18 protein-coding genes are annotated in these 20,473 nt (G+C 71.0%); 6 read left to right on the forward strand and 12 right to left on the reverse strand.

The genetic code is table 11. The features are described 5' to 3' along the window. Nucleotides 1-69: 69 nt before the first annotated feature. A complete protein-coding gene (locus tag OG251_RS18455; RefSeq protein WP_326678230.1) occupies nt 70-591 on the reverse strand; it encodes a DUF2617 family protein in 522 nt (173 codons plus the stop codon). Nucleotides 592-1,352: 761 nt separating this feature from the next. Between OG251_RS18455 and OG251_RS18460 the strand changes: the two genes are divergently transcribed. The 3 genes from OG251_RS18460 (at nt 1,353) to OG251_RS18470 (ending at nt 4,175) form a co-directional block, all read left to right on the forward strand. Then, the gene (locus OG251_RS18460) at nt 1,353-2,534 is read left to right on the forward strand and encodes a pyridoxal phosphate-dependent aminotransferase (protein WP_326678231.1); all 1,182 of its coding nucleotides are present in this window, start codon (nt 1,353-1,355) and stop codon (nt 2,532-2,534) included. Nucleotides 2,535-2,666: 132 nt separating this feature from the next. After that, nucleotides 2,667-3,452 (forward strand): LamG domain-containing protein, encoded by a 786-nt coding sequence (locus tag OG251_RS18465; RefSeq protein WP_326678232.1) that lies wholly within the window; start codon nt 2,667-2,669, stop codon nt 3,450-3,452. 138 nt (nt 3,453-3,590) lie between these two features. After that, on the forward strand, nt 3,591-4,175 hold the full coding sequence (locus OG251_RS18470; protein WP_326678233.1) for a sigma-70 family RNA polymerase sigma factor: 585 nt from the start codon (nt 3,591-3,593) through the stop codon (nt 4,173-4,175). A gap of 3 nt (nt 4,176-4,178) precedes the next feature. On the opposite strand, the gene OG251_RS18475 is transcribed toward OG251_RS18470, so the two are convergent. Next, a complete protein-coding gene (locus OG251_RS18475; RefSeq protein WP_326678234.1) occupies nt 4,179-5,120 on the reverse strand; it encodes a hypothetical protein in 942 nt (313 codons plus the stop codon). Between the two features lie 242 nt (nt 5,121-5,362). On the opposite strand from OG251_RS18475, the gene OG251_RS18480 reads away from it, so the two are divergent. Beyond that, a complete protein-coding gene (locus OG251_RS18480; protein ID WP_326681308.1) occupies nt 5,363-9,745 on the forward strand; it encodes an FtsK/SpoIIIE domain-containing protein in 4,383 nt (1,460 codons plus the stop codon). Nucleotides 9,746-9,841: 96 nt separating this feature from the next. On the opposite strand, the gene OG251_RS18485 is transcribed toward OG251_RS18480, so the two are convergent. From OG251_RS18485 to clpB, 6 genes are all read right to left on the reverse strand, one after another. Then, nucleotides 9,842-11,071, reverse strand: coding sequence for a hypothetical protein (locus OG251_RS18485; protein ID WP_326678235.1), 1,230 nt, complete (start codon nt 11,069-11,071; stop codon nt 9,842-9,844). 24 nt (nt 11,072-11,095) lie between these two features. Then, nucleotides 11,096-11,794 carry a hypothetical protein gene (locus tag OG251_RS18490; RefSeq protein WP_326678236.1) on the reverse strand — a complete coding sequence of 233 codons (699 nt, stop codon included), beginning with the start codon at nt 11,792-11,794 and terminating at the stop codon, nt 11,096-11,098. A gap of 31 nt (nt 11,795-11,825) precedes the next feature. Continuing rightward, nucleotides 11,826-12,119: a hypothetical protein gene (locus OG251_RS18495; RefSeq protein WP_326678237.1), complete on the reverse strand. Its 294-nt coding sequence runs from the start codon at nt 12,117-12,119 to the stop codon at nt 11,826-11,828. A gap of 67 nt (nt 12,120-12,186) precedes the next feature. Next, nucleotides 12,187-12,489 (reverse strand): WXG100 family type VII secretion target, encoded by a 303-nt coding sequence (locus tag OG251_RS18500; RefSeq protein WP_073719404.1) that lies wholly within the window; start codon nt 12,487-12,489, stop codon nt 12,187-12,189. 311 nt (nt 12,490-12,800) lie between these two features. Beyond that, nucleotides 12,801-13,358, reverse strand: a complete 558-nt coding sequence (locus OG251_RS18505; RefSeq protein WP_073719403.1) for a YbjN domain-containing protein — start codon at nt 13,356-13,358, stop codon at nt 12,801-12,803. A gap of 152 nt (nt 13,359-13,510) precedes the next feature. After that, the gene (clpB, locus tag OG251_RS18510; protein WP_326678238.1) at nt 13,511-16,096 is read right to left on the reverse strand and encodes an ATP-dependent chaperone ClpB; all 2,586 of its coding nucleotides are present in this window, start codon (nt 16,094-16,096) and stop codon (nt 13,511-13,513) included. Between the two features lie 339 nt (nt 16,097-16,435). On the opposite strand from clpB, the gene OG251_RS18515 reads away from it, so the two are divergent. Then, entirely contained in the window at nt 16,436-16,837 is a 402-nt protein-coding gene (locus OG251_RS18515; protein WP_326678239.1) for a pyridoxamine 5'-phosphate oxidase family protein, read from the forward strand. Nucleotides 16,838-16,942: 105 nt separating this feature from the next. Here the strand turns inward: OG251_RS18515 and OG251_RS18520 are convergent, their stop codons facing one another. Together OG251_RS18520 and OG251_RS18525 are read right to left on the reverse strand one after the other, a co-directional pair. Beyond that, nucleotides 16,943-17,260 (reverse strand): (2Fe-2S)-binding protein, encoded by a 318-nt coding sequence (locus tag OG251_RS18520; RefSeq protein ID WP_073719400.1) that lies wholly within the window; start codon nt 17,258-17,260, stop codon nt 16,943-16,945. Continuing rightward, nucleotides 17,257-17,577, reverse strand: a complete 321-nt coding sequence (locus OG251_RS18525; RefSeq protein ID WP_326678240.1) for a hypothetical protein — start codon at nt 17,575-17,577, stop codon at nt 17,257-17,259. Before OG251_RS18525 ends, OG251_RS18520 begins: the two co-directional genes overlap by 4 nt. Before the next feature lie 110 nt (nt 17,578-17,687). Here OG251_RS18525 and OG251_RS18530 point away from each other — a divergent pair, with 110 nt between their 5' ends. After that, nucleotides 17,688-18,689: a helix-turn-helix transcriptional regulator gene (locus tag OG251_RS18530; RefSeq protein WP_198953027.1), complete on the forward strand. Its 1,002-nt coding sequence runs from the start codon at nt 17,688-17,690 to the stop codon at nt 18,687-18,689. 109 nt (nt 18,690-18,798) lie between these two features. On the opposite strand, the gene OG251_RS18535 is transcribed toward OG251_RS18530, so the two are convergent. Together OG251_RS18535 and dnaJ are read right to left on the reverse strand one after the other, a co-directional pair. Then, nucleotides 18,799-19,245 carry a heat shock protein transcriptional repressor HspR gene (locus OG251_RS18535; RefSeq protein ID WP_326678241.1) on the reverse strand — a complete coding sequence of 149 codons (447 nt, stop codon included), beginning with the start codon at nt 19,243-19,245 and terminating at the stop codon, nt 18,799-18,801. A gap of 1 nt (nt 19,246) precedes the next feature. Further along, entirely contained in the window at nt 19,247-20,428 is a 1,182-nt protein-coding gene (dnaJ, locus tag OG251_RS18540) for a molecular chaperone DnaJ (RefSeq protein WP_326678242.1), read from the reverse strand. Between the last annotated feature and the right edge of the window lie 45 nt (nt 20,429-20,473).

Below are 20,473 nucleotides of genomic sequence, written 5' to 3' on the forward strand. Positions count from 1 at the left end.
CCACCTGTCACCCACACGGGTGCAAGTGACCGGGGTGGACCGGAGAAGTCACCACGGCGGCCCACCCGTTCAGAAGACCCGGGCCGGCATCCGCACGCCCACCCGGGTGCGGGTCACCACCAACTGCCCCTCCTGCGGGTACGCATGCCAGGTGCGCCACCGCACCTGCCCCTCGGTCCGCTGCGCCAGCATCGCGGTGAAGGCGTGCGGACTGCCCGGAAAGGTCCCCGCGAGACCGTGCGGATGGTCGGCGACCAGGGCGAGGAGTTCCTGGGCGCGCCCGGCGAACGAGCCCTCCGAGAGCGTCTCCACGCGTGCGGCGAATTCGTACTCCCAGTCCCCGAGCCGCTTGGCGACACCGAGGGGCAGGGGCGTGCTGCTGCCCGGAATGCAGGCAACGGTCTCCGAGCAGGTGCCGCTCTCCTCCTCCAGGAGGACCTGATGGGAGGCACCGAGAAGCCTCAACTGGACGGTGGTGTCGGCGAGCTGGAGGTCGAGGACGGCGAGGGCGGGCAGCGGCTCCCGTCCCAACGCCCAGGCCAGGTCGGCAGCTCGGGTATCGGAATAGGCCGTCTGGAGGGTCGTGAGCATGGGTCGGCTCCGCAAACACACATGGACACATGGACAGGGAGCGCCCCCCGTAACGACGCGCATGGGACTGGGGGAACGCCCGATCAGGTCCAACTGGGGTCCGAGGGCTGAATGTTCTGTACTGCGAGGGAATCACGAAGTACGCCTCACTCACAGCGTTTTTGCCCAACTTGACGTGCTTTCCATCCCCTCGGGGGCTGCCCGGTTCACCTGTTCAACTCGAACCCCACGCGTTGATCAACGAAAAGGTGCCCGGCGGGAGTTCACCCACCGGACACCTGACGGAACATCTCCTCGGTCAGCTGCCGCCTCCGCCGCAGCCGCCCCCGCCACCGCCGCACGAGGAGCTGCTGCCCCCGCACGACGAACTGCTGCTTCCGCACGAGTGGCCACCGGAATGCCCACCGGAGTGCCCATCGGAGCCCCCGCCGGAGTGCCCACCGCCACCGCCGCCGCAGGACGAGCCGCCCCCGCCGCCGCCCGCCCACCAGCTGCCCCCGGCCGCCGCGCCCCCCGCGGTCCGGCGCCTTCCCGTCCGCCGTTTGACCGCCCGCACCACGAGCGCCGGCACGAATCCGATCACCACAAACACGATCACTATCGCGAGGAAGACTCCCACCTGTCCCCACATCCTTCCGTCCCCCGAAGCGGAATCCCCCGCTTCATGTTCATGCCGCTTCTTGCGTGTGTGGGGGATGCCCCCGCCCCGCCGGAGCCAAAGCAGACTTGAGCAACTCCAGAGCTTCGGCACAGGATGGCTCATGACTCAGGGACGACCACTGCTCAACCGCCGCCTCGCCGGGTTCGGCACGACGATCTTCGCGGAGATGTCGGCTCTGGCCGTACGGACCGGCTCCCTCAACCTCGGTCAGGGCTTCCCGGACACCGATGGCCCCGACGAGATCCGCGAGGCCGCCGTCCGCGCCCTGCGCGACGGGCGCGGCAACCAGTATCCGCCGGGACCCGGCGTGCCCGAACTCCGTACCGCGATCGCGGACCACCAGCTGCGGCGCTACGGCCTCACCCATGACCCCGACACCGAGGTCCTGGTCACGGCGGGCGCCACCGAGGCCATCGCCGCCGCGATGCTCGCCCTGCTCGAACCGGGCGACGAGGTCATCGCGCTGGAGCCCTACTACGACTCGTACGCCGCGTGCATCGCCATGGCGGGCGGCACCCGGGTCCCGGTCACGCTCCGCCCCGACCGGGACACCAAAACCTTCCGGCTCGACCTCGGTGAACTCCGCGCCGCCGTCACCCCCCGCACCCGCCTGATCCTGCTCAACACCCCGCACAACCCCACCGGCACGGTCCTCACCCGCGAGGAACTCGCCGCCGTCGCCACGCTCGCCTGCGAACGCGACCTGCTCGTCGTCACCGACGAGGTGTACGAGCACCTGGTCTTCGAGGGCGAGCACATCCCGCTCGCCTCGTTCCCCGGCATGCGCGAGCGCACCGTCTCCATCTCCTCCGCGGGCAAGACCTTCTCCTTCACCGGCTGGAAGGTCGGCTGGGTCACGGCGAGCGCCCCGCTCGTCTCCGCCGTCCGGACGGCCAAGCAGTACCTGACCTACGTCAGCGCAGGCCCGTTCCAGTACGCGATCGCCGAGGCGCTGCGGCTGCCGGACTCGTACTTCGAAAACTTCCGCAGCGACCTCCGTCGCAAGCGCGACCTGCTCGGCGACGGCCTGCGCGCGGCCGGGTTCGAGGTCTACCGTCCCCGGGGCACGTACTTCATCACCACCGACATCACCCCATTCGGCGAGAAGGACGCCTACGCCTTCTGCCGCGCCCTCCCCGAACGCTGCGGCGTCGTCGCCATCCCCAACTCCGTCTTCTACGACGACCCCGACGCCGGCCGCAGCCAGGTCCGCTTCACCTTCTGCAAGAAGGACGACGTCCTCCGGGAGGCGGTCGACCGGCTGCGCGGCCTGGCGTCCTGAACCCGTGCCTTTGGGGGCGCACAGGTGCGCCGTCCTCCGGGTATGTCACAAAGTGCGTGCACACTGAACCACTTCCGGACCGGCCCCGTGATCACCAGTGACACATCTATGTCGCACCTCCTGAGGAAATTCATGACGCGCAGATGGCCGCTCATCACCACGATCACCGTACTGACCGTCGCGTTGGCCTTCGTCGTCGTCCAACTGGTGCGCGGCCAGGACTCCGAGAAGGAACCGGAAGGAAAGGAACAGGCCGGGGCGAAACCGGCCGCGTCGAGCCCGAGTGGTGACGCCGAGTCACTACAGGGCCTCGGCTGGTGGCCCCTGCACCGGTCCGGCACCGCGAAGGCCGGCGAGCACGACGCCTCGGTCAGGGGCGGCACGCAGTGGACCGACGGACCCGAGGGCGGTTCGCTGCGGTTGGACGGCACCACCGGATACGCGGACTCCCACACCCGGCTCGACACCGCGAGCCAGGACTACTCGGTCGCCGCGCGGGTGCGCCTCAGCCCCCAGGGCATGACCGGCATGCGCACCGCCCTGTCCGTGGACGGCGACCGGACGAGTGCGTTCTTCCTCCAGTACTCCGGCCCGGACGGCAACTTCGCCTTCAGTTTCAGCGGAGCCCGTACGGTCGCGACGACGCCGGAGAAGCCTCAGCCCGGCCGCTGGTACCACCTGACCGGCACGTACAGTCAGAAGGACCATCGGATGCAGGTCTACGTGGACGGCCGGCCCGTGGGAACCAGAGTGGCCTCCAACAGCGTGAAACCCACTGGCACCGCGGTGATCGGGCGCGGAAAGTTCCATGGGAAGGCAGCCGATTTCTGGAACGGTGATATCGCCGATGTACATCTCTACGACCGGGAGTTGACCTCCCGTGAGGTGGGCTCGCTTTCCTCTCGCGAACCGGGCTGAACGGCGCGACGGGGCGAGTTCACCGCCGCCGCAGGCCGACGGGCGCCGCACGGTCGCACGGCGGCCCGCGGCGGCGCCCGCCGGTTGTCCCGCAGTCGGCGGCCCCGTCTCCCCACAGATGACCGGAGAGGAAAGGCCTTGTCGGCCAGCGCTTCGACCGAAGACCTCATACCTGGCCAGCGTGCCGCGGAACCCCACCCCGACGAGTTCCTCAGAGCCTTCTACCACCTGCACGGGAACGCGCTGCTCCAGTTCGCCGCACGTCGGCTGGAGGGTGACTGGCACCGCGCCGAGGACGTCCTCCAGGAAGTCGCGATACGCGCCTGGCGGCACGCCGAGGAACTCGACCCGACCACGGACGCGGTGCGGCCCTGGCTGTTCACCGCGCTGCGCAACCTGGTCATCGACGGACACCGGGCCCGCCAGGCCAGACCGCTGGAGACCGGTGACCCCGAACTCGCCCATCTGCCGGTGTCCGACGGCGTGGACCACATGCTCACCTCCCAGGTACTCATCGACGCGCTGCGGGACCTGCGCCCGGCACAGCGCGAGGTCCTGATGCACGTGCACTACCTGGGACGCAGCGTCAACCAGACGGCCGAGGTCCTCGGTGTGCCGCCGGGCACCGTCAAGTCCCGTACGTACTACGCCGCCCGCGCCCTGCGGGAGGCACTGCACAACCGGGGGCTGTACGCGGGCGGCCTGTACCGCGAGGCCGGATGACACTCATGCCAGACGTCCCGCGTGCCGGGTGATCTCCAGGCCGAGCGGCCCGGTGTCGAGCGCACCGCCCGCGTCGGCACGCCAGCGCCACCCCGTGGGTGCCTCGCCGATCACCAGCAGCGCGTCCCCTCGCCGCAGCCCGGCCAGTGCCCCTTCCCGGCGCGGAAGCTGCGAGGCGTCCACGACGAACAGATGCGGCGCCTCGCCGGGGACGGCGATCCGGCTGCTGCCCTCGATCAGCCGGTAGATCTGGGTGACGTCGGGCGAGCCGAACTCCGGCGCTCCCGTGCCCGCCGACGCCGCCGTGGCGAACGCCTCCTCCAGGCTGGCCGCGCTGTGCAGACGCGAGGTCCGCGGCTCGTCGCCGAAGAGCAGTCGGCCGTCGGCCAGGGACCCCACCAGGGTCACCTCGGCGAGCGCCCCCACCGGCCCGGCGAGCGCCTCGCTGACGACGGCCCGCACCAGGCTGTGCACCTCCTTGTCCGGCCCCGTCACCGAGACGGGCCCCGCCGCCCGGGAGAGGTCGACCAGCACGCGGTCGGGTCCGTCCAGGCCCACCGTCACCGTCAGCGCGTACGGCAGGGCCGGTTCGCCCTCCGGGCCGGGGCGGTGCAGGGCGTCGGGCGAGATCGTCCAGCGTTCGCCGTCCGCCTCGACGGTCCAGGGCGCGGGGGCGGACTCCTCGGCACCGGCGAGCAGCAGGGCGAGCCGCTCCTCGGAGTAGACGACGGCGTACAGGTCGGGCAGCGGCCGGCCGGAGCGCACGCACTCGCCCGTCAGCCGGCGCAGTCCCGCGTTGACCACGTCCAACGCCTCCCGGCCCACGACGGCCACCGAGGCGGCGCGGGGCTTCGGCGGGCGGGGCCGTCGCTCGGTGACGATCAGCGCGGCCACCGCCCCGATCAGCGCCAGCCCCAGCACCACGGCCAGGACGTACCAGATCATCTTCTGACTCCTTGTCGGGACGCCCCGGCGGCGGAGCCGGGACGATCGGGAACGAGAGCGGCGCGGTCGCCGCGCGGTGCACCCGATGGCCACTACGGCGCCCGTCGGCGGATGGTTCACCGCCGCGGCGGTGAACCATCCGAGGACGCGCTCCGTAGGTCCCATCAGTGGCACGGGAGCCGCCGTCCGCGGCTGCCGGGGCCCCCATTTCACGTCGGCTGGAGGACGTTCTCGTGTCGTTGATGTTGACCGTGGTCGAGGAGGGCGGTGACGCGTTCGACGTCCACCTCGACGCCGACCCCGACACGCCCGTGGGCGCTGTCGCGGAGGCGCTGGCCGGGGCGGGCGGCGTCCACCGGCCCCCGGAGGGCCTCGGCCTGTACGCCGGCGACCGGCTGCTGCCCGCCGATATGCGGCTGCGGGACGCGCCGCTGCACCACGCGGCCATCGTGGGCCTGGGCGGCCCGGCGGGCACCGCTTCGGCCGAACCGAACGGCCTGGTGGAGGTCCGTACGGTCGGCGGGGCCGGCGCGGGCGCCGTGCGCCGGCTGGACATGGGCGAGTACCGGATCGGGCTGGCCCGCGACGGGGCCGCCCAGGTGCTGCGCTCCGTGCCGGACCGTCCGTTCGCCGTCCTGGCGGTGGGTCCCGGAGGACGCTGCCGTATCTCGCCGGACGCCTCCGCGCCTGCCGACGGCACCCTGCAACTGGACCGCGAGGACCTCACCGAGGCGGCCGCCTGGCCGGCCGGCGCACAGCTCCTCGTCGGGGACAGCCTGCTCGAACTCGCCCTCCCGCAGAAGCCGGACGCGGCCGTGCAGCCGTCGGAGGACGGCACCGGCTACGACTACAACCGGCCGCCGCGGCTGCGGCCGGCCGAGAACGCCACCCGCTTCACCCTGCCCTCCCCGCCCGGCCCGCCCCCGGCCCGGCCGCTCCCGTGGATCACGGCGCTGGCCCCGCTGGTGATGGCGGGGGCCGCGGCCCTGCTGTTCGACCGTATGACGATGCTGCTGTTCGGGCTGCTCTCCCCGGTCGCGATCGTCGGCAACTATGTGATGAGCCGGCGCACGGGGCGCCAGTCCCACGCCGAGAGTGTCGCCGCCTACGAGGAGAAGAAGGCACGGATCGAGGGCGACGCGGCGGACGCCCTGACGGCCGAACGCACCGCCCGGCGCCGCGGTTTCCCCGACCCGGCCGAGGTCGTCCTGACCGCCGTCGGCCCCCGGCGCCGTCTGTGGGAACGCCGCACCTCCGACGCCGACTTCCTCGAACTGCGCATCGGAACCGCCGATCAAGACTCCGAGGTGGTGCTCCAGGACCCGACGAAGGACGAACACCGCCGCGAGGACCCGCGGACCGCGTACGACGTCCCGGTGACCGTTCCGCTGCGGGAGCACGACGTCCTGGGCATCGCCGGCGAGGGCACCGTCGCACGCGCCGTGGCGCGCTGGGTGGTCGCCCAGGCCGCCGTCCTGCACAGCCCCCGTGACCTCCAGATCCATCTGCTGACGACCGGCGAACAGGGCAGGGACGGCTGGTCCTGGCTGCGCTGGCTGCCGCATGTGCGCAAGAAGTCCGGCGACACCCCGGCCAGCATCGGCTACGGCACGGAGACCTGCGCCCGGCGGGTCGCCGAGCTCACCGCGCTGATCGTCGAGCGCGCCGGACGCAAGGACCGGCGGAGCCGGCCCGCCGGGCCCGACGTGCTCGTCATCCTCGACGGAGCCCGCAGGCTGCGTTCGCTGCCCGGCGTGACGCAGATCCTGCGCGACGGACCGGCCGTCGGCGTCCGCGCGCTCTGCCTGGACGCCGAGGAACGGCTGCTGCCCGAGGAGTGCCACGCCGTCGTCGTCGAGGAGCCCGGCGCAACCGTGCGGGTGGGACGCTCCGGGAGGGGCACCGTCGGGGGCATCCGGCCCGACGTGGTGTCCCTGGACTGGTGCCGTTCGCTGGCCCGCGCGATGGGCCCGCTGCGGGACCCGGGCGGGGCCGACGAGGAGGCCGCGGTGCTGCCCGGCTCCGCGCGGCTGCTCGACGTCCTCGCCCTCGACCCGCCGCAGGCCGGGGCGATCCGGGCGCGCTGGACGGCCGGGGGCCGCTCGACCCGGGCGGCCGTCGGCGTCTCCCTGGACGGCCCGTTCCACCTGGACCTGCGGCGCGACGGCCCGCACGGGCTGATCGCCGGCACCACCGGCTCCGGCAAGTCCGAACTCCTCCAGACGCTGGTCGCCTCGCTCGCGGTGGCGAACCGCCCCGACGCGATGACGTTCGTCCTGGTCGACTACAAGGGCGGCTCCGCGTTCAAGGACTGCGTCGACCTGCCCCACACCGTCGGCATGGTCACCGACCTCGACGCCCACCTCGTCGAGCGGGCCCTGGTGTCACTGACGGCGGAACTCACCCGGCGCGAGCACATCCTCGCCGCGGCCGGCGCCAAGGACATCGAGGACTACGTCGACCTGCTGGAGCGCAACCCGGCGGGCCGCGCGCCGATGCCCCGGCTGCTGATCGTCATCGACGAGTTCGCCTCGATGGTGCGCGATCTGCCGGACTTCGTGAAGGGTCTGGTCAACATCGCCCAGCGGGGCCGCAGCCTCGGCATCCACCTGATCCTGGCGACACAGCGCCCCAGCGGCGTCGTCTCCTCGGAGATCCGCGCCAACACCAACCTGCGCATCGCGCTCCGGGTGACGGACGCCGGCGAGAGCCAGGACGTCCTCAACTCCCCCGAGGCCGCCGGGATCTCGCAGGGCACCCCCGGCCGTGCCTATGTGCGCCTGGGCCAGAACTCCCTCGTGCCGTTCCAGTCCGGACGGGTCGGCGGCCGTCGGCCCGGTGCCGCGGCGACCTCGCTGCCCACGCCCTGGGCGGTGACGGTCGGCTGGGAACGGCTCGGCGAGCCGCTCCCGCCAAGGCCCCGCGGCGCCGCCGCACCCGCCGAGGTGGAGACCGACCTCACCGGGCTCGTCGCCGCGATCCGCGAAGCGGACCGGGAGATGGGCATCCCCGCGCAGCACAGCCCCTGGCTCCCGCCGCTGCCCGAGGTCCTGGTCACCGGCGAACTGCCGGCGCCCCCGCCCTCCGACTACGACCTCGCGCCGGTCGCGTACGGCGTGGTGGACCTGCCCGCACAGCAGGCCCGGCTGCCCCTGGTGATCGACCCGGCGACCCTCGGCCACCTGCACATCATCGGCTCGCCCCGGCAGGGCAGGTCACAGACGCTGCGCACCATCGCCGGCACCCTGGCCTTCGCCCATTCCCCGGACAAGCTGCACATGTACGGCATCGACTGCGGCAACGGCGCGCTGCTGCCCATCGAGAGGCTGCCGCACTGCGGGGCCATCACGATGCGCACCCAGCCCGACCGGGTGGCCCGGCTGCTCGCCCGGCTGACCGGGGAGCTGGCCCGGCGCCAGGAGATGCTCGCCGCCCGCGGCAGCGCCGACCTGCCGGAGCTCCGGCGCGCGCTGCCGGAGGACGAACGCCCCCCGCACATCGTGCTGTTCATCGACCGGTGGGAGGTCTTCGACAAGCAGCTCGGCGAGTACGACTCCGGGAACCTGCTGAACTCCGTGCTGACCCTGCTCCGGGACGGTGCGAGCGTCGGCATCCACCTGGTGATGACCGGCGACCGGGCACTGTTCTCCAGCCGGGTCAACGGCTCCACCGAGGACAAGCTCGTGCTGAAGCTGAACGAGAAGTCCGAGTACGGGATGATCGGCATCACCCAGCGCAACGTGCCCGACGAGATCCCGCCGGGCCGCGCGTTCCGTGCCGCCGACAAGGCGGAGGTGCAGATCGCGCTCCTCACGGACAACCCGGAAGGCCAGGCGCAGGCCGCGGCGCTCATCCAGATCGCCGAGTACTGCACCGACCGGGCGGCCCAACTGCCCGCCTCCACCAGGCCGTTCCGCGTCGACACCCTGCCGGACCGGCTCAGCTGGGAGGAAGCGGTCCGTTACGTGCCGCAGCCGCTGCCGTCCTCGCGGTGGGCGATGTCCGGTGTCGGTGGTGACGAACTGGCCGCGTACGGCCCGGACTTCGGCGTCACACCGACCTTCCTCGTCGCCGGGCCCGCTCGCTCCGGCCGCAGCACCGCCCTGGCGACGCTGACGCTTTCACTGCTGTCTTCCGGGATGTCCGTCGTCATCGGCGCGCCCGCCAGGTCACCGCTGCGCCAACTCGCCGGACGGCCAGGCGTCCTCGCGGTCTTCGACGAGTCCGACATCGACCCGACGGCGCTGGAGGAGGCGCTGGCGTCCTCGCCGCGGGGGGCCGTGGTGGTCCTGGACGACGCCGACCTGCTGCTGAAGACGAAGGCCGAGCCCGTCCTCACCCAGATCGCCAAGTCCGGTGCCGAGAGCGGCCGGGGCCTGGTGATCTCCGGGCAGACCGACCGGCTCTCCTCCGGCTTCTCCGGCTGGCACACCGAGGCCCGCCGCAACCGGTGCGGTCTGCTGCTGAAGCCGCAGAACATGAGCGACGGCGAACTCATCGGCGTCAAGGTGCCCCGCAGCCGCCTGGGCGCGACCCGCCCGGGGCGGGCGATCCTGCACCTGGGCGACGGCGTGCTGCGCACCGTCCAGGTCCCGGAGACGGTGCTTCCGCCGGCCGGGAGCTGAGCGCCCGCACAGGGGTCCGGCACTTCACCGCAGAGGGCTCCCGCCCCGGCCACGGCCGGGGCGGGAGCCCTCACGCATGACGGGACGCGGTCCGGATCAGGTCGATCCCTCCACGTAACCGGGGTCGTGCGTGACCGTGCCCTTCGACCCGTTGGGGACGGCGCTGTTGATCGCCCAGGCGAGGCCGGCCAGCCCGATGAGGTTCGAGCTCTGGTCGATCCAACCCGCCGTCTTCGTCCAGATGTTGGTGATGTCCGGCAGCGTCTTGATGATGTCCGGTGTCTTGATCCCCCCGGGAAGGTTCTTCATGATGTTCGCGATCAGGTCGCCCGGGTTCTTGAACCCGGTGAACGTCTTGATGGTGGGGATCACGGTCTTGATGTTGATCTGTATCGTCTTGAGGTTGCTCGTGACGGACTTGAGGGTGTTCGCGATCCCGCCCAGATTGGCGATCTTGATCAGGCCGACACCGCCGAGCACCAGCCCCAGGCCGCTGAGGACCATGTCGAGCACGTCCCATTCGCCCGACTGGATGCTGTCGACGATATTCATGATGAAGGGGATGGCGGCGGTGACCAGACTGGCGATCGTCAGGATGAGCCCCAGGCCCTGAAGTCCGGGGATGAGCATGGCGATGATGCCCAGGGCCGCACTGATGAAGCCGAGCACCTTCTTGAAGATGTCCTTGATCTTCTCCCACAGGCTCTTGCCCGGGACCGCCTCGCTCGTCGCGTCGTCCAGGGCGCGGGCCGCCGTGGCGGCGTCCGTCTCGCGCAGCTCCCGCGCGTCCTCGGCGAGCATGCGGGCGGCGTCGAGGTCCCGCTGGGCGCTGTCGACGTTCCCCTGCGCCGCGGACTGGTCGTTCCGGGCGTCCTCCATGGCCTGCCGCGCACTGCGCCGGGCCGCCTCGTCGTCCGGCGGGGGCGGGTCCGCCGAGTCCAGCCCGCTGATCACGGAACCCACAGCCGCGGCGGCGTCGGTGGCCCGCTGCAACCGCTCCTTGGCGTCCCGCCCCTCGACCAGGGCGTTGTCGGCCTTGCGCTGATGGTCCCCCAGCTGGTCGGCGTAGGTGTCCAGCGCACGCGCCGCCTTGTCGTACGAACTGTGCAGCTTCTCCACCTGACCGGCCAGGTCACCGAGCTTGTCCCGGAGTTTCTCCATGGCCTTGCCCTCGCCGAGCTGACCGTTCTTCAGTCCGCTGACGATGGGGAGCGCCTGGTCCGCGTCGTCGGCGACGGACCGGTACCGGCCCGCGAGCTTCCCGAGCATCTCCGCATCGCCCGGCGTCGGGTCCGAGAACCCGAAGACCGTCTCCCAGTCGGACACCGCTGCCCGCACCATTGCCCGCCCTCACTTTCCGTTCTCGTCCGTGCCCTGCGGGCTCTGTGCGGCCGGCCCCGCCGTGCCCTCGCCGTCGGTTCCCACGAAGCGCAGCGTCCCCGCGATGGCGTCGAACACCTCGAAGAACTGGTCCTTGAGGTCCACGTTGGGCGTGGAGCTGGAGACCAGCAGGTACTCGCGGCGGTCCGGTATCGGGAACAGCGTGTGCAGCAGCGCCGTGCGCACCGGTGTGCCGCGGTAGTCGATGTCCTCGACCGAGGCGATCCGACCGACCGGTCCGACCTCCGGCAGCTCCAGCAGTTCCACCTCGCGCGGCGGATATCCGCTGCTCTGCGGGTCCCCGGCCAGCATGCTCGCCCCGAACAGCACCTCGGCCAGATCCGCCGGCTCGTCCTCGGGTACGGGCATCCGCAGGACGACCGAGGTGGCACTGAGCATCGAGTCCCCGCCCGGGAACCTGACCATCCCCGACGCCTGGAGCGCCCCGCGGGCGTATGCCTCGCGGGCGGTCCGGCGGGTGTCGCGGATCAGGCCGTCGAGCCGCTCGCGGGAGAGCTGGGGAACTCCCTTCGCCTGGTGCTCGATACGGCGGCGGATGGACGCGTCCCGGGTGCTCGGGTCGAGGTCCAGATGCCACCAGGAGCCGGGGAAGCGCAGCTTGTAGTGCGCGGGCGCCCCCGTGGCCCGGTCCGTGACCGGATGCGTCATGACGCGTGTCCCTTCTGCCGGCAGGCTCTTGTCACGTCTTGGATTTGTCCAGCGTCTTGACGGTCTCGTCGTCCGTCTGCGTGAAGGCGTCGGAGATCTTCTTCGTGTTCTCGGAGAAGACCTTCACGTTCTCCTGCACCTTCTCGTGGCCCCTGCCCCACGCACTGTCGAAGTCGGCGAGGGAGTCGGCGAGCTTCGCGTCGCCCACCTCGTCCTTCGATCCGATGTCGCTGAGCCGTGCGCTCTTGCTGATCCGTTCCCCGATGTCCTCAAGCGACTTGACCGTCTCGTTCAGGTCGTCGAGGGGGACACTGATGCGGGTCATCGGTCTGCTCCTCCCGTGCCGCCGTCCGGTCCCGCCGCGGAAGGGCGGGACCGGACACAGGGGCACATCAGCCGATGGAGCCGGACGTCTGGTCGTCGGTGTCGACGAACGCGTCGGCGACCTGCTTGATGAACTCGCTGACGCCCTGGAGGCCCTCGATCGCCTTGTCGGTGCCGTTCTTGTACTCCTCCCAGAACGGACGGAACTTGGTCTCGGAGCCCGGCGTCGCGTAGGCCGCCTCGACCATCTCGTCCATCTTGGTGTTGGCCTCGTGGAGGCTCTGCTGCATCAGTTCCTTCTGGTGCTGCAGCCAGGTCGAGGCCTCCCGCATCTCTTCCGGGCTGATGTTGATGTTGCCGTTGGCCGCCATGGTCGGCTCCTTCTCTCGTTCTGGGTCGCCGCGGCCGCTGAGCCGCGCACACCGGGCTGTACGGGGCACCCGGCGGGGCGGTTCACGCCTGTTGCGGAACAGTGACGAAAGTGGCGGGCCTGCGCTCTGATCAGGCCGCCATGGCTCGCAACGGCCGCTCGCCCGCGCCGACTCCGCGGGGCCGGTGCGGTGCGGGCGGATGCGGCGCGGGCCGGTGCGGTGCGGGTGCGGTGCGGGCGGACACGACAGAGCCCGGCCGGTCGGGGACACGCGTGTCCCTGTCCGGCCGGGCTCCCGTTCGCGGGGGCGGCTCAGCCCTCGGCGGGCGTGTCGCCCTCGGCCTTCTCCTCGGCCTTGTCCTCGGCCGGCTCCAGGCCCAGGCGCTCCACGAGCCACTTGTCGAACTCGATCGAGGCGCGCACCCAGCTGACGGTCGAGGAGACGAAGTGCTCCAGGCTGACGCCGGTGCCGATGAGCATCTGTGCCTCACCGATCAGCCGGACGGAACCCGCCTCGCCCTCCTCGCCCTCGTGGGCGTGCGTGTAGACCTTCGGCCACAGGGTGCGGCGGTTCCAGTCGTCGATCGCGTCCAGGAGGACGGGACGCTGGTCGAGGGCGTGCGGGCGGTCGTAGAACGTACGGACCGAGAAGACCTGCTGCTCGTCCTCGCCCCGGAACATGAAGTACGTCCGGAACTCTTCCCACGGCGCCGCGAGGTCGCCCTCGTCGTCGACGACGTACTTCAGCTCCATCTGCTCCAGGAGCTGCTTGACGAGGTCCTGGTCAGGGACGACGGGGCCCTCCGGTCCTGCCGCCTGCGGTTCGGGCTGGCCCCCGAAATTAGGAATCGAGGACGGATCGATGCTCACCGTTATTTCCCTTCGTGATGGTTGCGGCCATCCTCCCCCATGGCGGGCGGGGCATGGCAAGCCCCGGCGGCCCCGATCCGCCACAAGCTGACACGCAGCCGGTGCGGACCGGACCCGCCGGGGTCCGGGTGGCCGGGTGTCCGGCCGGAATGTTACGAGGCGCGGCCGACGCTCAGCCCGTCGTCGGCCCGGTCCACCAGCACGGTGTCGCCGTCCGTGATCCCGCCCGCGAGGATCTCCTTCGCGAGCCGGTCGCCGATCGCCGTCTGGATCAGGCGGCGCAGCGGCCGGGCTCCGTACGCCGGGTCGTTGCCCTCCTCGGCCAGCCAGGCCAGCGCCTCGGGCGTGACGTCGAGGGTGAGCCTGCGGTCGGCCAGCCGCTTGGCGAGGCGGCCGATCTGGAGCCCCGCGATGTGCGAGAGCTCGTCGCCGGACAGGGCGGAGAAGACCACGATGTCGTCGAGCCGGTTAAGGAACTCCGGCTTGAAGGATGCCCGTACGACATCCATGACCTGCTCCTTCTTCACCTCGGGCTTGACCATGGGGTCGACCAGGAACTGGCTGCCGAGGTTGGAGGTCAGGATCAGGATGGTGTTGCGGAAGTCCACCGTCCGGCCCTGGCCGTCGGTGAGCCGGCCGTCGTCGAGGACCTGGAGCAGGACGTCGAAGACCTCGGGGTGGGCCTTCTCCACCTCGTCCAGCAGGACGACGCTGTACGGGCGGCGGCGGACCGCCTCGGTGAGCTGGCCGCCCTCCTCGTAGCCGACGTAGCCGGGCGGCGCGCCGACGAGCCGCGCGACGCTGTGCTTCTCGCCGTACTCGCTCATGTCGATGCGGATCATGGCCCGCTCGTCGTCGAACAGGAAGTCGGCGAGCGCCTTCGCCAGCTCGGTCTTGCCGACCCCGGTCGGGCCGAGGAAGAGGAACGAGCCGGTCGGGCGGTCCGGGTCGGCGATCCCGGCGCGGGTGCGCCGTACCGCGTCGGAGACCGCCTGCACGGCCTCCCGCTGGCCGATGAGGCGCTTGCCCAGCTCCTCCTCCATGCGCAGCAGCTTCTGGGTCTCGCCCTCCAGCAGCCGTCCGGCCGGGATGCCGGTCCAGGAGCCGACGACGTCGGCGATGTCGTCCGGGCCGACCTCCTCCTTGACCATCGTGTCCTTGGCGGCCTCCTGCTCGGCCTCCGCGGCCTCCTCCAGCTCGCGCTCCAGGCCGGGGATCTCCCCGTACAGGAGCTTGGAGGCGGAGTCGAAGTCGCCGTCGCGCTGGGCGCGCTCGGCCTGGCCGCGCAGTTCGTCGAGCCGTTCCTTCAGCTCACCGACGCGGTTGAGGCCCTCCTTCTCCTTCTCCCAGCGGGCGGTCAGGCCGCGCAGCTCCTCCTCCTTGTCGGCGAGGTCGCGGCGGAGCTTGTCCAGGCGCTGCTTGGAGGCGGCGTCGGTCTCGTTCTTGAGGGCCAGCTCCTCCATGCGCAGCCGGTCGACGGCGCGCTGGAGCTCGTCGATCTCGACGGGCGAGGAGTCGATCTCCATGCGCAGCCGGGACGCCGCCTCGTCGACCAGGTCGATGGCCTTGTCGGGCAGGAAGCGGGAGGTGATGTAGCGGTCGGAGAGCGTGGCCGCGGCCACCAGCGAGGAGTCCGCGATCTGGACCTTGTGGTGGGCCTCGTAGCGGCCCTTGAGTCCGCGCAGGATCGCGATGGTGTCCTCGACGGACGGCTCGGCGACCAGGACCTGCTGGAAGCGGCGCTCCAGGGCCGGGTCCTTCTCGATGCGCTCGCGGTACTCGTCCAGCGTGGTGGCGCCGACCATCCGCAGCTCGCCGCGGGCCAGCATCGGCTTGAGCATGTTGCCCGCGTCCATGGCGGAGTCGCCGCCCGCGCCGGCGCCCACGACGGTGTGCAGCTCGTCGATGAACGTGATGATCTGGCCGCCGCTCTCCTTGATCTCGGAGAGGACGGTCTTCAGGCGCTCCTCGAATTCGCCGCGGTACTTCGCACCCGCGACCATCGCCCCCAGGTCGAGGGAGACGAGGCGCTTGTTCTTCAGGCTCTCGGGTACGTCGCCCTTGACGATGCGCTGGGCGAGACCTTCGACGACGGCGGTCTTGCCGACACCGGGCTCACCGATGAGCACGGGGTTGTTCTTCGTGCGGCGGGACAGGACCTGGACGACGCGGCGGATCTCCTGGTCACGCCCGATGACCGGATCGAGCTTGCCCTCGCGTGCGGCGGCCGTGAAATCGGTGCCGAACTTCTCCAGCGCCTTGTACTGGCCCTCCGGGTCCGGTGTGGTCACCCGGCGCCCTCCCCTGCTCGTCTCGAACGCGTCCAGCAGCTTCTTCGCACTGGCCCCCTGCTCACCGAGGATCTCACCGGCACGGCCGCCCTTGGCCGCGATGCCGATCAGCAGATGTTCGGTGGACAGATACTCGTCGCCCAGCTCCTTGGCCTGCTGCGCGGCGTCCGCGATGACCGCGAGGAGCTCACGGTTGGGCTGCGGCGGCGCGACGGTGGACCCGGTGACGCTGGGCTGTGCGGCCAGCAGCTTCTCGGTCGCGGCGCGCACGGCGACCTGGTCGGCGTCGACGGCGGCCAGCAGGTCGATGACGTTCTCGTTGTCCTCGCCCTCGAGCAGCGCGAGCAGCAGATGCCCGGGGGTCAGGTCGGGGTGCCCGTCCTTCACGGCCCTGCTGGTGGCCGCGTTGAGGGCGTCCCGGCTCTTGTTGGTCAGCTCGGCGTCCACGTGCGCTCTCTCCTCCTTGCGGTGGTGCTTCTCGGGTCCGGCGGGGACCGGGCAGCGCCCGGCCGCTATTGACTGAGTCAACGTGTACAAAGTTGAGTCTATTCCACTCAAGCCTGAAGACGTACCCCGGCCCGTGTCGCACTTCGGCCTGAAGCCGTACCCCGGCGTGTGCCACCCTTCGGCCGAGGACACATATGCGCGCCCGGCACCGCCGGTCCCGGCTCCGGTCCGTCCCCGGCCGCCCCGGCGCTGTTCCGTTCCGGGCCCTGATCCGAGTGAACCTTTCACCACCCCGGCCCGCCACCGCAGCACGCCCCCTCGGGCGCCTACGCTTCGGGCATGCCCGACGTACGCGATCCCAGCCCCGAGTACCTGGCCTTCTGGCGCGAGCGCCATCTGTGCACCCTGACGACGCTCCGCCCGAACGGCACCCCGCACGTGGTGCCCGTCGGCGTGACCTACGACCCCGGGGCGGGGCTCGCCCGCGTCATCACCAACAAGAACAGCCGCAAGGTCGCCAACATCCTGGCCGCGGGCCCGGACGGGGCACGGGTCGCCGTCTGCCAGACGCACCGCGCCCGCTGGGCGACGCTGGAGGGCCGCGCGACGATCCGCATGGACCAGGACAGCGTCGACGACGCGGTACGCCGCTACACGGAGCGCTACGAGCGCACGCCGAAGCCCAGCGCCGACCGGGTCGTCATCGAGATCGCCCTGGACCGGGCGCTCGGCAGGGCCTGAGCCAGCCCGCGGCGGAACAGCACAACGGCGCCACCGTGTTCAGGTCACGGTGGCGCCGCTGTGTGGGGGAAGCGCCTGAGCGATATGGAACGACGGGGGAATCGCTCAGGCACTGCGGGGGGTGGCGGAGATGGCTTCTGTTTCGAACAGCTCATGATCACGCTGGTCGAGATTGACGAAAATCATGCCGTACCTCACGGCACAGCGGACCGGCTGCGGGGCACCGCGGGGCCGACGGAGACAGCGATAGGCGCGGACGCCCTCGTCCTCCTCCATCACCACGACGATCGGCTCTCCGAACAGGGTGACCATCAACGAATCGCCACGGTGGGGGAGTGCCGTGAGCAGATCGATGAAATGCCACCCTGAGCGGTAGGCCGTGGCCATTTCCCGCCGGAAGGTGCGGTCGTCCGGGGGGATCATGCCTGCGCCGTCGCTCGTGGCGCGATGTCCCACACCAGGTCGGGCGGTGCCACGTCCCGGGCCTGCGCCGGCTTCGATCCGACCGGCGCCACGTCCCACACCAGGTCCGGCGGGGGCAGGGCCCGGACGTACGAGGCCTTCGCCCCGGTCGGCGCGATGTCCCACACCAGATCCGGCGGGGGTGCGGCCTGCGTCTGCGCGCCTGCCGTGTCGGTGGGCGCACTGTCCCAGACCAGGTCCTGGATACTGATCGCTCCGATCGCCAGCCCAGCGGAGAAGGCCGCGGCAAGCGCCGAGCGAAGCATTTTGCTACCCATAGTCGGCTTCGTCCTCACTTCCAAGGTTTCCTCTCCCCCGCATGACAAGACGATGGCTCATTCAGGCACGTCAATGCCACAGGATCGATGCATCATGTTCCTGTAGTTTCATGTTCCTGGGGGGTGGAGAATTGACAATAAACAGCACAAATACGACACATCCCCACTCTGTCACCGCCCTGTGCGAGGAGGGGATACGGCTCTACGCCAGCGCGCTGAGCGTGGGCAAGATCGCCCGCTCCGAAGTGGCGGCCGCGCCCTGTCTGCTGGAGTTCGCCCTGCTTCATCCGGATCCGGCCGACGACGCCTGGCTCCGGCCGGTACCGCCGTCCGCCGCGCTGACGCAGCGGCTCCATCCGATCGAGCGGGAGATCCAGGCCCGCAGACAGCTCTCCGTCGAGCTGACCGACACCTTCGAACCGTTCATGGCCATCAGCGCCCAGACACCCACCACGCACGCGATCACGGTGCTTGAGGGAATCGACCGGATCAACGCCTCCATCGAGCTCGCCATGGCCGAGTGCCGGTCGGAGGTCCTGACCATCCAGCCGGGCGGCGGCCGCAGCGAGGGCACCCTCAACATCGCCGTGGAGCGCGGGAACATGCTCGCCGAACGCGGCGTCGGCATGCGCTCGCTCTACCAGCACACCATCCGCCACAGCCACGGCACCCTGACGTACGCGGACCGCATGACAGCGGGCAAGGTCGAAATCCGCACCCTCGAAGAGCTCATCGAACGGCTGATGATCTTCGACCACACCGTCGCCTTCATCCCCGCCACGGACGACCGCCGAGTGGCGCTCGAACTGCGCCACCCCGGGCTCGTGCAGTACCTGGCCAAGGTCTTCGAGCAGCTGTGGAGCCGCGCCGCGCCGCTGCGGGAGGAAGTCAAGTACGAACCGACGCCCAAGGGCATCAGCGGGGTCCAGCGCTCCATCGCGCAACTGCTCGTCGAGGGCCATGTGGACGACTCCATCGCCCGGCGTCTGGGCATGAACGTCCGGACCTGCCGGGCGCACGTCGCCAAGCTCTCCGCCGCCCTGGGCAGCAGCAGCCGGGCCCAGCTCGGCTATCTGATCGCCCGGTCGGGAATCCTCGACCAGGACTCCTGAACGCCCCGGAGCGCGCCGCAGGGCCCGCCTCCCGGAAGTGGACTCCCGGGTGACGGGCCCTGCGGTTCACGCACGAGCTCCGGAGCGACGCCTCGCGGCGCCACCCGCATCAGTCCTTCGGCTTCTTCGGCCGCCAGACCACCAGCGCGCTGGTGTGCTGCACGTCCTGGTACGGCACCAGATCACGGCGGTACGAGGCATGCACCTGCGCCTCGCGCTGCTGCATGGCGACCGCCGCGCCGTCCACCGCCGCCGAGAGCTCGGCGACGCGCTGCTGGAGGGCGGCGACCTGGTTCTCCAGCTCGATGATGCGTTTGATGCCGGCCAGGTTGATGCCCTCGTCCTGCGACAGCTGCTGCACGGTGCGCAGCAGCTCGATGTCGCGGGCCGAGTAGCGCCTGCCGCGCCCGGCCGTGCGGTCCGGGGAGACGAGGCCGAGACGGTCGTACTGACGCAGCGTCTGCGGGTGGAGGCCCGAGAGCTGGGCCGCGATCGAGATCACGTACACAGGTGATTCATCGGTCAGCCGATACGGATTACGTCGACGGCCGTCCATCTCAAGCTCCCTTCGCAGCCTGGAACAGCTCCGCCCGCGGGTCCTGGTCCGCGGTCGCCTTCCGGTAGGTCTCCAGCGCGTCCCTGGCCTCCTGCGGGAGGTCCGTGGGCACATCCACCTCGACGGTGACCAGCAGGTCGCCGCGAGTGCCGTCCTTGCGTACCGCGCCCTTTCCGCGGGCCCGCATCGTACGCCCGTTGGGGGTGCCGGCCGGAAGCTTCAGGGTGACCGCGGGTCCGCCGAGCGTGGGGACCTTGACCTCGCCGCCGAGCGCCGCCTCCGTGAAGGTGACGGGCACGGTGACGGTGAGGTTGTCGCCCTTGCGGCCGAAGACCGGGTGGGCGTCGACATGGACGACGACATAGAGGTCGCCGGCCGGACCGCCGCGCTCCCCCGGGCTGCCCTTGCCGCGCAGCCGGATCCGCTGGCCGTCCAGGACGCCCGCGGGAATCCTGACCTGCATGGTGCGGGCCGACTTCGCCCGGCCGCTGCCCTTGCAGACCTCGCAGGGGTCCTGGGCGATGAGGCCCCGGCCCTTGCAGTCCACACAGGGGTCGGTGAGCGAGAAGCCGCCGCCGCTGCCGCGCGAGACCTGGCCGGTGCCGACGCAGGTCGGGCAGACCCTCGGGGTGCCGTTCTTGTCGCCGGTGCCCGAACACGCCTTGCAGGGCGCCTGGCTGGACATCCGCAGCGGGACCGTGGCCCCGTCGACCGCCTCGGTGAAGCTGAGCGTCACCTCGGACTCGATGTCCTGGCCGCGGCGCGGCTGCACACGCGTGCCCGTACCGCCGCGGTTGAACAGGCCGCCGAAGACGTCGCCCAGACCGCCACCGCCGCCGAACCCGCCCGCGCCACCGGGCTGGCCGCCCCGCTGGGCGCCGCCGAAGAGGTCGCCCAGGTCGAAGTTGCCTCCCGCGCCACCGGGACCGGCGCGGAAGCCACCGTTGCCGAAGAGGGCGCGCGCCTCGTCGTACTCCTTGCGCTTCTTGGTGTCACCGAGGACGTCGTTCGCCTCGGAGATCTCCTTGAAGCGCGACTCCGCCTTGGCGTCGCCCTTGTTGGCGTCCGGGTGGAACTCGCGGGCGAGCTTGCGGTACGCCTTCTTGATCTCGGCGTCGGTGGCGTCCTTGGGGACGCCGAGGACCTTGTAGTAGTCCTTCTCGACGAAGTCCTTCGTGCTCATCGACGTCCCTCCTTCCGGACGATCGGCCGAGCGACCGGCCTGTTG

The sequence above is a fragment of the Streptomyces sp. NBC_01237 genome, from assembly GCF_035917275.1.
GTDB lineage: Bacteria > Actinomycetota > Actinomycetes > Streptomycetales > Streptomycetaceae > Streptomyces.